The following is a 14,951-nucleotide window of genomic DNA, read 5'->3' as shown; positions in this document are numbered from 1 at the left end:
ATAAAAAAAGGCCCGCGATTGCGAGCCTCTTTTCTGAATTATTATCAGGATTAGTTATAGTTAACTTCCTGTTTCTTCTCAAGCATTTCGTCAAATTCTTCTTTAGAACCAACAATGATGCTATCGTACTTTCTCATACCTGTACCTGCAGGGATCTTATGACCTACAATTACATTTTCCTTCAATCCTTCAAGTTCATCGATCTTACCGCTTACCGCAGCTTCGTTCAGCACTTTGGTTGTTTCCTGGAAAGAAGCAGCCGAAATGAACGACTTAGTTTGCAGCGAAGCTCTGGTAATACCCTGAAGAACAGGATTTGCAGTCGCAGGAACTACGTCTCTTGCTGTTGCAAGGTTCTTATCTTCTCTTCTAAGAATAGAGTTCTCATCTCTAAGTTCTCTTGGAGTGATAATTTTTCCTGGCTTAAGGTTTTCAGAATCTCCGGCATCTTCGATAACCTTCATTCCAAACAGCTTGTTATTCTCATCGATGAAGTCATCTTTGTGAACCAGCTGATTCTCTAAGAAGATAGTATCTCCCGGATCTACGATCTGAACCTTACGCATCATCTGACGTACTACAACCTCGAAGTGCTTATCGTTGATCTTCACACCCTGAAGCCTATATACCTCCTGAACTTCGTTCACAAGATACTGCTGTACAGCGTTCGGACCTTTGATATTTAGGATATCCTCCGGAGTAATAGAACCATCAGAAAGTGGCATACCAGCTCTTACATAGTCATTCTCCTGAACAAGGATCTGATTAGAAAGCTTAACAAGATACTTCTTAACCTCTCCAAGTTTAGATTCTACGATGATCTCACGGTTACCACGCTTGATCTTACCGAATGATACCACACCATCGATCTCAGATACAACCGCTGGGTTAGATGGGTTACGTGCTTCGAAAAGCTCTGTCACCCTTGGAAGACCACCTGTAATATCCCCTGCTTTAGAAGATTTACGTGGTATCTTCACCAAAATCTTACCAACTCCGATCTTCTCTTCGTTGTCCACCATCAGGTGAGCACCTACAGGAAGGTTATAAGAACGGATCACTTCATCTTTCTTACCTAAAATATGAAGGGTTGGGATAAGCTTCTTGTTACGCGATTCAGAAATTACTTTTTCCTGGAACCCTGTCTGCTCATCGATTTCAACCTGATAAGTCACACCCTGTTCAACATTTTCGTACTTGATCTTACCGGCGAATTCAGAAATGATCACACCGTTATATGGATCCCATGTACAGATCACGTCTCCTTTAGAAACTTCCGCACCATCTCCAATATTGATCTGGGCACCGTAAGGAATGTTATTATTACTTAGAACAACTCCGGTCTTCTTATCCTTGATCTTAACTTCAGCTGTACGGGAAATAACAATATCTGCTGTACCTCCGTCAGGAGCTTCTCCCTTCACAACCTTAAGGTCTTCGATCTCGGCAATACCGTTGAACTTAGCTTCAAGTTTATTTTCTTCTGAAATGTTACCAGCAATACCACCCACGTGGAAGGTACGAAGTGTAAGCTGTGTACCAGGCTCACCAATTGACTGAGCTGCCACAACACCTACCGCCTCACCTGTCTGAACGATCTTGTTCGTGGCCAGGTTACGACCGTAACACTTGATACAGATACCTTTCTTCGCCTCACAAGTAAGCGGAGAACGTACTTCCACACTTTCAATCGGCGCTTCATCTATCTGTGCTACTATTTCTTCGGTAATCTCTTCATTGGAAGCAACAATAACTTCATCAGTCGATGGATTGATCACATCATTAAGTGCGATACGTCCAAGAATTCTTTCTCCAAGTGATTCAACGATCTCTTCGTTCTTCTTAAGCGGTCTAACTTCAACACCTCTTAGAGTTCCACAGTCATCTTCATTTACGATAACATCCTGAGAAACATCTACCAGACGACGGGTTAGGTAACCAGCATCGGCCGTTTTAAGTGCGGTATCTGCAAGACCTTTACGAGCACCGTGAGTAGAGATAAAGTATTCAAGAATCGAAAGACCTTCCTTAAAGTTAGAAAGAATCGGGTTCTCGATAATTTCACCACCACCAGAGTTAGATTTCTTAGGCTTGGCCATAAGACCACGCATACCGGTAAGCTGACGGATCTGTTCTTTAGAACCACGAGCTCCGGAATCAAGCATCATATATACGGAGTTGAATCCTTGCTTATCTTCACGGATACGTTTCATAGCCAATTCGGTTAGACCCGCATTGGTAGAAGTCCAGATATCAATAACCTGGTTATAACGTTCGTTATTCGTAATAAGACCCATGTTATAGTTACCGATGATACCTTCAACCTGCTCATTGGCTTCATCGATCATAGCCTGTTTCTCTTCAGGGATGATAATATCACCTAAGCTGAAGGAAAGTCCACCACGGAATGCGAATCCATATCCAAGTTGTTTAATCTCGTCAAGGAATTCAGAAGTTTCAGGTACACTGGTAATTTTAAGGATCTTACCTATGATCTCACGAAGGGATTTTTTAGTAAGTACCTCATTGATATATCCTGCTTTTTCAGGTACAGCTTCATTAAATAAAACTCTACCTACAGTGGTTTCAATGATCTGGTTAACCAGTTCTCCCTTTTCGTTATAATCTTTAGTTCTGATTTTGATTCCCGCGTTAAGGTCTACTCTCTTCTGGTTGTAAGCTATAACAAGCTCCTCTGCAGAATAGAAAGTAAGTCCTTCACCTTTTACAGGTTCCTCCTCAGTAGATTTCTTGTGTTTGGTCATATAATAAAGACCAAGCACCATATCCTGAGATGGTACAGTAATAGGCGAACCGTTTGCAGGGTTCAATATGTTATGAGAAGCTAGCATCAATAGCTGTGCTTCAAGTATAGCTTCTGGCCCAAGTGGTAAATGAACCGCCATCTGGTCACCGTCAAAGTCGGCGTTGAATGCGGTACATGCCAGTGGGTGAAGCTGAATTGCTTTACCTTCAATTAGTTTAGGCTGGAATGCCTGGATACCCAAACGGTGAAGCGTGGGGGCACGGTTCAATAATACCGGATGTCCTTTCAATACGTTCTCCAGTATGTCCCAAACTACAGGTTCTTTTTTATCGATGATCTTCTTAGCAGATTTCACAGTCTTTACTATACCTCTTTCGATCAGTTTTCTGATGATAAAAGGCTTGTAAAGCTCGGCTGCCATGTTCTTTGGAAGACCACACTCAAACATCTTCAATTCTGGTCCTACAACGATCACCGAACGTGCAGAATAATCAACACGTTTACCAAGCAGGTTCTGACGGAAACGTCCCTGTTTACCTTTCAATGAATCTGAAAGTGATTTAAGCGGACGGTTAGAATCAGTTTTAACTGCTGATGATTTTCTTGTATTATCGAACAATGAATCCACCGATTCCTGAAGCATACGTTTTTCATTACGCAGGATCACTTCAGGAGCTTTGATCTCCATTAAACGCTTCAGACGGTTATTACGGATAATTACACGACGGTAAAGATCATTAAGGTCTGAAGTTGCGAAACGCCCACCATCAAGAGGTACAAGTGGTCTTAATTCCGGTGGAATTACAGGAACCACTTTCATGATCATCCATTCCGGAAGGTTCTCCCGGTTTGCGTTAGCATCACGGAAAGCTTCCACAACCTGAAGTCTTTTAAGAGCTTCTGTCTTACGTTGCTTGGAAGTTTCGTTGTTAGCTTTATGTCTTAATTCGTATGAAAGCTCATCAAGATCTATTCTCTTAAGGATCTCGATAAGACATTCAGCACCCATTTTCGCGATGAATTTATTGGGGTCGCTATCTTCTAAATACTGATTCTCCTGAGGAAGTTCATCTAAAATGTTCAGATATTCTTCTTCAGTAAGGAAGTCCATTTTCTTTAATGGTTTTCCATCTTCATCCTTCGCGATACCTGGCTGGATCACTACATATCTTTCGTAGTAGATGATCATGTCCAGCTTCTTGGAAGGAAGCCCTAACAAATAACCAATTTTGTTAGGCAGCGAGCGGAAATACCAGATATGAGCTACAGGCACAACAAGGTTAATGTGACCAACACGATCCCTACGTACCTTTTTCTCGGTAACCTCTACACCACAACGGTCACAAACGATCCCTTTATATCGGATCCTTTTGTATTTTCCACAGGCACACTCATAATCCTTCACAGGACCAAAAATACGCTCACAGAACAATCCGTCACGCTCAGGTTTGTGCGTACGGTAGTTGATGGTTTCCGGCTTTAGCACCTCACCACGAGACTCCGCGAGGATGGACTCTGGAGAAGCTAAACCTATAGAGATCTGGTTGAACCTCTGTACTGTATTTTTATCATTATTTCTAGCCATAATACTTTTTATCTAGTAATCAGTTTTAGTAAGCAGTATTGAGTAAATCATTACTAAATACTGCTTACCGCATACTGGTGACTCTTTATTCTTCTAATTTAATATCCAATCCAAGACCTTTCAATTCATGCATTAATACATTGAAAGATTCTGGTAATCCTGGTTCAGGCATTGGCTCACCCTTCACAATTGACTCATAGGTCTTAGCTCTTCCGATCACGTCATCAGACTTCACGGTTAAGATTTCCCTAAGAGTGCTGGATGCTCCATAGGCTTCAAGTGCCCATACCTCCATCTCACCAAATCTCTGACCTCCAAACTGTGCCTTACCACCAAGCGGCTGCTGGGTAATAAGTGAGTATGGTCCAATAGAACGGGCGTGCATCTTATCGTCGATCATGTGACCAAGCTTAAGCATGTAGATCACACCAACCGTTGCACGCTGGTCAAATCTTTCACCGGTACCACCATCATAAAGATAAGTGTGACCGAATCTTGGAATTCCAGCCTCATCGGTAAGCTCATTGATCTCATCGATAGTAGCACCATCAAAAATAGGAGTAGCGTACTTCTTACCTAATTTCTGACCTGCCCAACCAAGAACTGTTTCATAGATCTGACCGATGTTCATACGTGATGGTACACCAAGTGGGTTCAACACGATATCAACCGGAGTCCCGTCTTCCAGGAATGGCATATCCTCCTGACGAACGATACGTGCAACAATACCTTTGTTACCGTGACGTCCTGCCATCTTATCACCAACTTTCAGCTTACGTTTCTTAGCGATATAAACTTTAGCCAGTTTAAGAATTCCTGATGGAAGCTCATCTCCAACAGAAATGGTAAATTTCTCTCTTCTAAGATTACCCTGTAGATCATTTTCCTTGATCTTGTAATTATGGATAAGATCTGCAACAAGCTCATTAAGGTGATCATCTGTAGTCCATGTACCACTTGTTAAGTGAGTATAATCGTCTACAGCGTTAAGCATCTTAAGAGTATACTTCTTACCTTTTGGAAGAACTTCTTCTCCAAGGTCGTTAGATACTCCCTGAGCTGTCTTACCACCAATAATAGCAAAGAGTTTTTCAACCAGTTGAGATTTCAACAGTGCGAATTTCGCATCATATTTCTTCTCAAGTGCTGCAACATCTTCTTTATCCTGTGCTCTCTTACGCTTATCTTTAATAGCTCTCGCGAACAATTTCTTATCAATAACAACACCGCTCAATGATGGAGAAGCTTTCAATGAAGCATCTTTCACATCACCGGCCTTGTCACCAAAGATCGCACGAAGAAGTTTTTCTTCTGGAGTAGGATCGCTTTCTCCCTTAGGAGTGATCTTACCAATAAGGATATCCCCGGGTTTCACTTCAGCACCAACGCGGATCATTCCGTGCTCATCAAGGTCTTTTGTAGCCTCTTCCGAAACGTTTGGAATATCGTTGGTCAATTCTTCATTACCTAGTTTGGTATCTCTTACTTCAAGTGAGTATTCATCTATATGGATAGAGGTGAAAATATCATCTCTTACCACTTTTTCTGAAATCACGATCGCATCCTCAAAGTTATAACCTTTCCAAGGCATGAAGGCAACCTTCATATTCCTACCAAGTGCAAGCTCTCCATTTTCGGTTGCATAACCCTGGCAAAGCACCTGACCTTTAGTAACCCTGTCACCTACTCTAACGATAGGCTTCAGGTTGATACTGGTACCCTGGTTGGTCTTTCTAAACTTGATGAGTTCGTAAGTCTTGGAATCATCGTCAAAACTTACCATTCTTTCCTCATCAGTACGATCGTACTTAATAACAATCTTATTAGCGTCTACATATTCTACTTCACCTTCACCTTCAGCATTGATAAGTACTCGTGAATCTGTAGCAACCTGTCTTTCAAGACCTGTTCCAACGATAGGAGAATCAGCTCTTAGAAGAGGTACAGCCTGACGCATCATGTTAGATCCCATCAGCGCACGGTTCGCATCATCATGTTCCAGGAATGGAATCAATGAAGCTGAAATAGAAGAGATCTGGTTTGGTGCAACATCGGTATAATGAACCTCTTTTGGATCCACTACCGGGAAGTCACCTTCCATACGGGCAATAACCCTATCATTTTCTATAGTACCGTCATCTTTTAATGGGATGTTAGCCTGAGCTATCTTTTTACCTTCTTCTTCTTCAGCGCTAAGGTATACCGGTTCTTCGGAAATGTTTATTCTTCCGTCAGTAACTGTACGGTATGGTGTTTCAATGAAGCCCATTCCGTTAACCTTCGCATAAACCGAAAGTGAAGAGATAAGTCCAATGTTTGGTCCTTCAGGAGTTTCAATCGGACAAAGTCTTCCGTAGTGAGTATAGTGAACATCACGTACCTCGAAACCTGCTCTTTCTCTGGATAGACCACCTGGTCCTAGTGCCGAAAGTCTACGCTTGTGCGTGATCTCTGCAAGAGGGTTGGTCTGGTCCATGAACTGAGATAACTGGTTTGTTCCGAAGAAAGAGTTGATCACAGAAGATAATGTCTTCGCATTGATCAAGTCAATTGGAGTAAACACCTCGTTATCACGCACGTTCATTCTCTCACGGATGGTTCTTGCCATACGTGCAAGACCAACACCAAACTGCTGAGACAACTGTTCACCTACAGTTCTAACACGACGGTTAGAAAGGTGATCAATATCATCGATCTCAGCTTTTGAGTTAATTAGCTCAATTAAATATTTAACAATGGTTATGATATCTATTTTGGTAAGCACCTGCTTATCCATCTCAACATCAAGACCAAGTTTTTTGTTCATTCTATATCTACCTACTTCTCCAAGGCTGTAACGTTGATCTGAGAAGAAAAGCTTGTCGATAATTCCACGAGCAGTTTCCTCATCTGGCGGTTCAGCATTCCGAAGCTGACGATAGATATGTTCTACCGCTTCCTTTTCGGAGTTGGTAGGGTCCTTTTGTAAAGTGTTATGAATGATCGCGTAGTCCCCGGTAGAATTATCCTCTTTATGAAGAAGAATAGTTTTAGTTCCGGTTTCAAGGATCTCTTCAATATGCTCTTTTTCAAGCTCTGTGTCACGATCTAAGACGATCTCGTTTCTTTCAATTGAAACAACCTCTCCTGTATCTTCATCAACAAAATCTTCATACCAGGTGTTCAATACACGGGCAGCAAGTTTGCGGCCAAGGACTTTTTTAAGTCCAGATTTGGAAACTTTCACCTCTTCAGCAAGGTCAAAGATCTCCAGAATATCCTTATCACGCTCAAATCCGATAGCACGGAAAAGCGTGGTAACAGGTAATTTTTTCTTACGATCGATATATGCGTACATTACGCTGTTTATATCGGTAGCAAATTCAATCCATGATCCTTTGAAAGGAATTACACGGGCTGAATATAATTTTGTTCCATTGGCATGGAAAGACTGTCCAAAGAATACCCCCGGTGAACGGTGTAACTGAGAAACCACTACACGCTCGGCACCATTAATAACAAAGGTACCACTCGGCGTCATATAAGGGATAGTCCCTAAGTATACGTCCTGTACGATGGTTTCAAAATCTTCGTGTTCAGGGTCGGTACAGTATAGCTTAAGTCTCGCTTTAAGCGGTACACTGTAAGTTAGTCCGCGCTCGATACATTCCTGGATGGAATATCTTGGCGGGTCCACAAAATAATCTAAGAATTCTAGTACAAATTGATTACGGGTGTCCGTAATGGGGAAATTTTCCATGAAGGTGTTGTAAAGACCTTCATTTCCCCGTTCTTCTGATTTGGTTTCCAATTGGAAGAAGTCCTGAAACGACTTAATCTGCAAATCCAGGAAGTCCGGATATGCAGGCTTGTTCTTCACAGAAGAGAAACTCAATCTTTCAGTTTGCTTTGCTAACATCAATGGACGGGATTATAATTTATGTAAAAATAAGTGCGAAAAGAGCTTAGGCTCTATATACGCAAAAGGGTTTAGACCTTCAGGAGCATATCCTGAGGCCTAAACCTAAATAATATTGCTTTCGTCAAGCTTATTTAAGCTCAACCTCAGCTCCTGCTTCTTCTAATTGCTTTTTAAGAGCTTCAGCTTCGTCTTTAGCAACTCCTTCCTTAACTGGCTTAGGAGCACCGTCAACTAGTTCTTTAGCATCTTTAAGTCCAAGACCTGTAAGTTCTTTTACAAGTTTAACTACTGCAAGTTTAGATCCACCTGGAGCGGTAAGAATTACGTCGAATTCTGATTGCTCCTCAGCTTCTTCACCACCACCAGCGGCAGCACCACCAGCAACAGCTACTGCAGCAGCAGCAGGCTCAATGCCATATTCTTCTTTTAAAATATCAGCTAACTCGTTTACTTCTTTTACGGTCAAGTTAACCAATTGTTCTGCGAAATCTTTTAAATCTGCCATTTTCTATCGTTTTTAAAAAGTTCTTTAAAATTTATAATTGTTAAAAAGTGCGTACTATATTATCCCTCTTTTTCTGAAAGAGTCTTAAGGATTCCCGCAAGTTTTCCACCACCTGATTTAAGTGCTGAAACAACATTCTTGGCAGGAGATTGAAGTAGTCCAACAATATCCCCGATAACTTCTTCTTTAGACTTGATGTTAACAAGTGTTTCAAGATAATTATCGCCTACATAAACCGCTTCTTCTACAAAAGCTCCTTTAAGTAGAGGCTTGTCAGATTTCTTTCTAAATTCCTTAATAACTTTCGCCGGAGCATTTCCGGTTTCAGAAAGCATGATAGAGGTATTGCCTTTTAAAACTGTTGAAAGGTCACCAAAATCTTTTTCGGTGGCTTCCATAGCTTTAGCGAGCAACGTATTTTTAACTACCGATAACTTCACATTAGCTTTAAAACAAGCTCTACGTAAGTTAGAAGTACTTCCGGCATCAAGGCCAGAAATGTCAGCCAAATAGATAGTATTTGTCTCGGCTAACTGGGCAGTTAAATTTTCTATAACCTGTGATTTTTCTTCTCTTGTCATAACCTAATTTTATTGCTCAGTAAACCTTTTAGTATCTATCGCCACGCTCGGGCTCATAGTGGTAGACATATGAATACTCTTCATATAAACACCCTTTGCGGCCTGAGGCTTCAATTTTACCAGCGTAGTTAATAATTCTCTTGCATTCCCTGCGATCTTTTCAGCATCGAAAGACGCCTTTCCAATTGCAGCGTGTACAATTCCGGTTTTATCAACCTTGAAATCGATTTTACCAGCTTTCACATCAGAAACTGCCTTTGCGATATCCATAGTCACAGTACCTGTCTTTGGGTTAGGCATTAAACCTCTTGGTCCAAGAACACGTCCTAATGGTCCAAGTTTCCCCATAACGCTAGGCATAGTGATGATCACATCAACATCAGTCCAGCCACCTTTGATCTTATCAAGGTATTCATCTAATCCAACGTAATCGGCACCAGCTTCTTTTGCTTCTTCTTCCTTATCTGGAGTTACAAGCGCCAAAACCTTAACGTCTTTACCAGTTCCATGAGGAAGCGTTACCACACCTCTCACCATCTGGTTTGCTTTTCTTGGATCTACGTTCAAACGAACCGCAAGATCTACAGAAGCGTCAAAGTTTTCGTTGGAAACTTCTTTTATCAAAGCTGAAGCCTCGGCAACCGTATAGGTCTTCCCATTTTCGATCTTGGCCTGAGCTTCTTTTTGCTTTTTAGTTAATTTTGCCATTTTCTAATTTCTTTTTGGATTAAAACGGTGCATCACCTTTTACAGTTATTCCCATCGAACGAGCTGTTCCGGCAACCATTTTCATTGCAGATTCTATGGTAAATGCATTAAGATCCTGCATTTTGTCTTCTGCAATTGTTTTAACCTGATCCCAAGAAACACTTGCTACTTTTTTTCTGTTAGGCTCGCCAGAACCCTTCTTAGTCTTAGCTGCTTCCATCAATTGTACTGCTGCAGGTGGAGTTTTGATAACAAAATCAAAAGACTTATCTGAATAAACAGTAATCACAACTGGCAGTACCTTTCCTTGCTTATCCTGAGTTCTACCATTGAATTGCTTACAGAATTCCATGATGTTTACCCCGGCAGCACCCAAAGCAGGTCCAACTGGTGGTGATGGGTTAGCAGCACCTCCGCGAACTTGTAGTTTTACAACTTTACTTACTTCTTTTGCCATTTTTCAAATTTTTGAGTGATAGTTTGTTGAGTGGAAGCTGAAAAAACTATCAAAAAATATGTAACAGTTATTTTTATACTTTTTCTACCTGCATATAGCTTAACTCCAACGGTGTTTTTCTTCCGAAGATCTTCACCATCACTTCAAGCTTACGCTTTTCTTCATTTATCTTTTCCACAGTACCATTAAATCCATTGAACGGCCCGTCAATAACTTTAATAGTCTCTCCTATAGTAAACGGAATTGCAACATTATCAGACTTCACAGAAAGCTCATCTACTTTACCTAACATTCTGTTCACCTCAGATTTCCTAAGCGGCACAGGATCTCCTCCTTTTGTTTCACCAAGAAAACCTATTACTCCGTTAATACCCTTTATAATATGAGGAATCTCCCCTCCAAGGTTAGCCTGAATCATAACATATCCTGGAAAGTAAACTCTTTCTTTATTTACCTTTTTTCCATTTCTAATCTGGATAACCTTTTCGGTAGGAACCAGAACCTGCTCAACAAAGTCTTCAAGTCCTAAATGAGCGATTTCTTTCTCAATATAGTCCTTAACCTTGTTCTCCTGTCCGCTAACGGCACGAACCACATACCATTTTTTATCCTTTGCTTCCGCCATTGCCGTTATAATTTATGATTTAACCCATTCGAAGTATTGCTCAATAGCACCGCTAAACAGTGTATCAACACCCCAAATTGCCAATGAAAATATAATCGAAAAAACCGCTACAAGAACTGTAAGTTTTTGCGCTTCTGTCCAGGTTGGCCAGGTAACGTGGTTTTTTAACTCGTTATACGATTCTGATATGTAATTAACAATTCCTGCCATTTTCCTTTAAAAATATTTGCACGGGTTGAGAGACTCGAACTCCCGACACCTGGTTTTGGAGACCAGTGCTCTACCAACTGAGCTAAACCCGTAAATATAAGTGAAGGCATCCCGCTCTTCACGGGATACCTTTTTATATTAAAACAATTCTTAGTCTAGTATCTCAGTTACCTGACCAGCTCCTACTGTTCTACCACCTTCACGTACTGCGAAACGTAGTCCAACATTCATTGCAATTGGCTGGATAAGCTCTACTGTAATAGTTAGGTTATCACCAGGCATTACCATTTCAACTCCATCAGGCAGACTGATAGTTCCCGTTACGTCAGTTGTACGTACGTAGAACTGAGGACGGTAGTTATTGTGGAATGGAGTGTGACGTCCACCTTCTTCTTTCTTAAGGATATAAACCTCGGCTTTAAATTTAGCGTGAGGAGTTACAGATCCTGGCTTAGTAATTACCATACCACGAGAGATCTGATTTTTCTCGATACCTCTTAGAAGGATACCAACGTTATCACCAGCTTCACCTCTATCTAGGATCTTACGGAACATCTCAACTCCAGTAATAGTAGAAGTAAGTTTTCCAGCTCCCATACCAATGATCTCTACAGGATCTCCAGTGTTAGCAACACCAGTTTCGATACGTCCAGTCGCAACAGTACCACGACCAGTAATAGAGAATACATCCTCAATCGGCATCAAGAAAGGCTTATCTACATCACGCTCTGGAAGTTCAATCCAGCTATCAACAGCCTCCATAAGCTCAAGTACAGTCTTAGACCATTTTTCATCTCCTTCTAGAGCTCCAAGTGCAGAACCTGAAATTACAGGACCATTATCACCATCATACTCGTAGAAAGAAAGAAGATCTCTAACTTCCATTTCAACTAGCTCAAGAAGCTCCTCATCATCCACAAGGTCAACTTTATTCAAGAACACTACGATTCTTGGGATACCCACCTGGCGTCCAAGAAGGATGTGCTCACGAGTTTGTGGCATAGGACCATCAGTCGCAGCAACAACAAGAATAGCACCGTCCATCTGAGCAGCACCAGTTACCATGTTCTTAACATAATCGGCGTGACCAGGACAGTCAACGTGAGCATAGTGACGGTTTGCTGTCGCATACTCTACGTGTGAAGAGTTAATAGTAATACCTCTTTCTTTTTCTTCAGGAGCGTTGTCAATTTGATCAAAAGCACTAGCCTCTGAATATCCAGCATCAGCTAAAACCTTAGTAATAGCCGCAGTTAAAGTAGTTTTTCCGTGATCTACGTGTCCAATTGTACCAATATTAAGGTGCGGTTTGGAACGATCATAAGTTTCCTTTGCCATAATTAATACTTATTTAATCTTAGTTATATATTAGTGTTCAATTTTATACAAAACTAGAGCCAACGACGGGAATTGAACCCGTGACCTCTTCCTTACCAAGGAAACGCTCTACCCCTGAGCTACGTCGGCCTAAAAACCTACTGTTTTTTAAACAGCAACAACCATAAACCTATATCGGTTTATGGAAAATCAGGATCGAGGTACAGCGCCGATATAACCCATACTGGATAATCTAAAGAATAAAGTAAAAAATGAAAAGGCTGGAAAACCTTTAATTTTACCCATTCCTATTGACCGGGGAATATCCTGATCTTAATTTATATGCAGCCGAAAATCACGCCTGTAGCGTGATAATATACTGCTTAGAGCGGGAGACCGGGTTCGAACCGGCGACATTCAGCTTGGAAGGCTGACGCTCTACCAACTGAGCTACTCCCGCATTCTTTTATAGGATTACCGCATTTCATTTGGTGATCCCGTAAGGGTAAACCCTTACCAAGATTTTATTCTCAAATCGCTTAAGAAAATGAATTTTCTACGCGATTTTCAAAAAAATCTTTGTGGGGAGAGCAGGATTCGAACCTGCGAAGGTAAAAACCAACAGATTTACAGTCTGTCCTCGTTGGCCGCTTGAGTATCTCCCCAATTTCATCACTATTTCATAGAACCGTAGTCTTTCGACTAAGCTTCATGATGGTTTTTAAAACGGCTGCAAATTAAAGTAAATTTGAAGCACCATCCAAAGCATTTATTTCAAATTTTAAGAAGAAAATTTTAACAGCTTAAAACCTAGCGTTTTAAATATTCAAAATTCTCCCAAATTTTACTATTTCAGTATTTCAAGAGCCGATGGAGGGACTCGAACCCACGACCTGCTGATTACAAATCAGCTGCTCTAGCCAGCTGAGCTACATCGGCCTTTAAAGCCACTTTTTCAACATAAAAAAGTCCGCTATTTCTAACGGACTGCAAATGTATATAAATTATTCCTTTATCAAAAAATAATTTCCAAAAAAATCAGCTAAACATGGGCGCTCATTTTTTCCTTCCTTTTAATGAGTTGTCGCTGTAAAGAATTAACACATTCATCCACACAGGCTTCAAATTTATTACAGGTTTTCTTTACCATTATATCTCCACCTGGTACACTTAGTAAAATCTCAGTTATTTTATTCTCCTTGCCGCTCGTATTTTGAACTTTAAAGTAAACATCGGCATAAATAATCTTATCAAAATAGGTTTCCAGTTTATCAAGTTTTCTTTGAGTGAAGTCAATCAGTTTCTGATCGGCATTGAAGTTTACGGACTGCAGATTTACTTTCATATTCAGTAGAATTTAATTAAACAAAAAGATTAAGTTAATTCTTATTGTTCCTGGGGTGTGCCTGTTTATGGATCTTGCTAAGCTCGGCAATGCTGTTATGAGTGTAGACCTGGGTCGCCGCCAGACTGGAGTGACCCAACAATTCTTTTACCGCATTTAGATTAGCACCCTGGTTCAATAAATGAGTGGCAAACGAATGCCGCAGGATATGCGGACTCTTTTTTAGTTTACCAGATACCTCACTAAAATAATTATTTATAATTCTATAAACAAAACTTTCATATAGTTTCTCTCCTTTGGAAGTCAAAAAGAGATAGGAACAATCTAAAGGGATCTTTTCTTTCCTGAATTCAAGGTATTTCACCGCTGTATTCTTTACAGAGGTTATCAGCGGAATATATCTTTCCTTATTCCTTTTTCCAAGCACCTTCAAAACACCCGAAGCAAGGTCCAGATCGCTTAGTTTGATTTCAATAAGCTCAATGCGCCTGATGCCCGTTGAATAAAACAATTCTACCACGAACCTGTCCCGAATTCCTTCAAAAGTGGAATCATCAATATTTTCAAGCACCCGGATGATCTCATCTTCAGAAAAAGGAACCTGAACTTTTTTAGCAGTCTTGAGCGCCTTATGTTTAGTCAAAGGAGAATAATCTATTTCACCGATTCTTAGCAGAAATCGATAATAAGCTTTTAAGGAAGAGACCTTCCTGTTTATGGAACGATTGGAGATTTCATTTTCCGAAAGATGAACTATCCAGCTTCGAATTTGGGAATAATTCACAACCTGAAGATCCTCTTCCCCAAAAGATTCTTGCAGAAAACGCTGGAATTCATGCAAATCTGTCGCATACGCCTTCACTGTATGAGCAGAATAATTCTTTTCGAGCTGAAGATAGTCTAGAAAGGCAGAAAAGGGCATAAAAAAACTGTTGATAAACAAAGTTAGT

At 40.7% G+C, this 14,951-nt stretch carries 11 protein-coding genes and 5 tRNA genes; all 16 read right to left on the bottom strand.

Going from position 1 to position 14,951, the window contains the following annotated elements; all coding sequences use genetic code 11:
- Positions 1 to 50: 50 nt before the first annotated feature.
- The 16 genes from rpoC to EZJ28_RS06360 all read right to left on the bottom strand — a co-directional run bounded on the left by rpoC (position 51) and on the right by EZJ28_RS06360 (position 14,923).
- Positions 51 to 4,352: a DNA-directed RNA polymerase subunit beta' gene (gene rpoC, locus EZJ28_RS06435; protein WP_131396090.1), complete on the bottom strand. Its 4,302-nt coding sequence runs from the start codon at positions 4,350 to 4,352 to the stop codon at positions 51 to 53.
- An 85-nt stretch (positions 4,353 to 4,437) separates the two neighbouring features.
- Positions 4,438 to 8,250, bottom strand: a complete 3,813-nt coding sequence (gene rpoB / locus EZJ28_RS06430; protein ID WP_131396088.1) for a DNA-directed RNA polymerase subunit beta — start codon at positions 8,248 to 8,250, stop codon at positions 4,438 to 4,440.
- A 130-nt stretch (positions 8,251 to 8,380) separates the two neighbouring features.
- Entirely contained in the window at positions 8,381 to 8,758 is a 378-nt protein-coding gene (gene rplL / locus EZJ28_RS06425; protein ID WP_131396086.1) for a 50S ribosomal protein L7/L12, read from the bottom strand.
- Positions 8,759 to 8,817: 59 nt separating this feature from the next.
- Entirely contained in the window at positions 8,818 to 9,339 is a 522-nt protein-coding gene (gene rplJ / locus EZJ28_RS06420) for a 50S ribosomal protein L10 (RefSeq protein ID WP_131396084.1), read from the bottom strand.
- A 9-nt stretch (positions 9,340 to 9,348) separates the two neighbouring features.
- Positions 9,349 to 10,047: a 50S ribosomal protein L1 gene (gene rplA, locus EZJ28_RS06415; RefSeq protein ID WP_131396082.1), complete on the bottom strand. Its 699-nt coding sequence runs from the start codon at positions 10,045 to 10,047 to the stop codon at positions 9,349 to 9,351.
- A 19-nt stretch (positions 10,048 to 10,066) separates the two neighbouring features.
- Positions 10,067 to 10,504: a 50S ribosomal protein L11 gene (gene rplK, locus EZJ28_RS06410; protein ID WP_084839964.1), complete on the bottom strand. Its 438-nt coding sequence runs from the start codon at positions 10,502 to 10,504 to the stop codon at positions 10,067 to 10,069.
- Between the two features lie 73 nt (positions 10,505 to 10,577).
- Positions 10,578 to 11,129, bottom strand: coding sequence for a transcription termination/antitermination protein NusG (gene nusG, locus EZJ28_RS06405; protein ID WP_131396080.1), 552 nt, complete (start codon positions 11,127 to 11,129; stop codon positions 10,578 to 10,580).
- A 12-nt stretch (positions 11,130 to 11,141) separates the two neighbouring features.
- Positions 11,142 to 11,339, bottom strand: a complete 198-nt coding sequence (gene secE / locus EZJ28_RS06400) for a preprotein translocase subunit SecE (RefSeq protein ID WP_131396079.1) — start codon at positions 11,337 to 11,339, stop codon at positions 11,142 to 11,144.
- Positions 11,340 to 11,358: 19 nt separating this feature from the next.
- A tRNA-Trp gene (locus EZJ28_RS06395) sits at positions 11,359 to 11,431 on the bottom strand.
- 58 nt (positions 11,432 to 11,489) lie between these two features.
- Positions 11,490 to 12,677, bottom strand: coding sequence for an elongation factor Tu (gene tuf / locus EZJ28_RS06390; protein WP_131396077.1), 1,188 nt, complete (start codon positions 12,675 to 12,677; stop codon positions 11,490 to 11,492).
- A gap of 57 nt (positions 12,678 to 12,734) precedes the next feature.
- Positions 12,735 to 12,806 (bottom strand) — tRNA-Thr (locus EZJ28_RS06385).
- Between the two features lie 237 nt (positions 12,807 to 13,043).
- Positions 13,044 to 13,116: transfer RNA gene (locus EZJ28_RS06380), tRNA-Gly, on the bottom strand.
- 122 nt (positions 13,117 to 13,238) lie between these two features.
- Positions 13,239 to 13,321 (bottom strand) — tRNA-Tyr (locus tag EZJ28_RS06375).
- Between the two features lie 200 nt (positions 13,322 to 13,521).
- Positions 13,522 to 13,595, bottom strand: a tRNA-Thr gene (locus EZJ28_RS06370).
- 103 nt (positions 13,596 to 13,698) lie between these two features.
- Positions 13,699 to 14,001: a ribosome hibernation-promoting factor, HPF/YfiA family gene (gene hpf, locus EZJ28_RS06365; RefSeq protein WP_131396075.1), complete on the bottom strand. Its 303-nt coding sequence runs from the start codon at positions 13,999 to 14,001 to the stop codon at positions 13,699 to 13,701.
- Positions 14,002 to 14,035: 34 nt separating this feature from the next.
- Complete coding sequence (locus EZJ28_RS06360) at positions 14,036 to 14,923, bottom strand: tyrosine-type recombinase/integrase (RefSeq protein WP_131396073.1); 888 nt, start codon at positions 14,921 to 14,923, stop codon at positions 14,036 to 14,038.
- Positions 14,924 to 14,951 lie beyond the last annotated feature (28 nt).

The sequence above is a fragment of the Gramella sp. KN1008 genome, from assembly GCF_004332155.1.
GTDB lineage: Bacteria > Bacteroidota > Bacteroidia > Flavobacteriales > Flavobacteriaceae > Christiangramia.
The sequence above is the reverse complement of the archived record's forward strand: the minus strand, read 5'-3'. Positions and strand labels throughout refer to the sequence as shown.

Excerpts from the sequence above, each read along its gene's own strand:
- secE (WP_131396079.1), bottom strand. The coding sequence starts at position 11,339 with ATGGCAGGAATTGTTAATTACATATCAGAATCGTATAACGAGTTAAAA.
- hpf (WP_131396075.1), bottom strand. The coding sequence starts at position 14,001 with ATGAAAGTAAATCTGCAGTCCGTAAACTTCAATGCCGATCAGAAACTG.
- rpoB (WP_131396088.1), bottom strand. The coding sequence starts at position 8,250 with ATGTTAGCAAAGCAAACTGAAAGATTGAGTTTCTCTTCTGTGAAGAAC.
- rplA (WP_131396082.1), bottom strand. The coding sequence starts at position 10,047 with ATGGCAAAATTAACTAAAAAGCAAAAAGAAGCTCAGGCCAAGATCGAA.
- rpoC (WP_131396090.1), bottom strand. The coding sequence starts at position 4,352 with ATGGCTAGAAATAATGATAAAAATACAGTACAGAGGTTCAACCAGATC.
- nusG (WP_131396080.1), bottom strand. The coding sequence starts at position 11,129 with ATGGCGGAAGCAAAGGATAAAAAATGGTATGTGGTTCGTGCCGTTAGC.
- tuf (WP_131396077.1), bottom strand. The coding sequence starts at position 12,677 with ATGGCAAAGGAAACTTATGATCGTTCCAAACCGCACCTTAATATTGGT.
- rplL (WP_131396086.1), bottom strand. The coding sequence starts at position 8,758 with ATGGCAGATTTAAAAGATTTCGCAGAACAATTGGTTAACTTGACCGTA.
- EZJ28_RS06360 (WP_131396073.1), bottom strand. The coding sequence starts at position 14,923 with ATGCCCTTTTCTGCCTTTCTAGACTATCTTCAGCTCGAAAAGAATTAT.
- rplJ (WP_131396084.1), bottom strand. The coding sequence starts at position 9,339 with ATGACAAGAGAAGAAAAATCACAGGTTATAGAAAATTTAACTGCCCAG.
- rplK (WP_084839964.1), bottom strand. The coding sequence starts at position 10,504 with ATGGCAAAAGAAGTAAGTAAAGTTGTAAAACTACAAGTTCGCGGAGGT.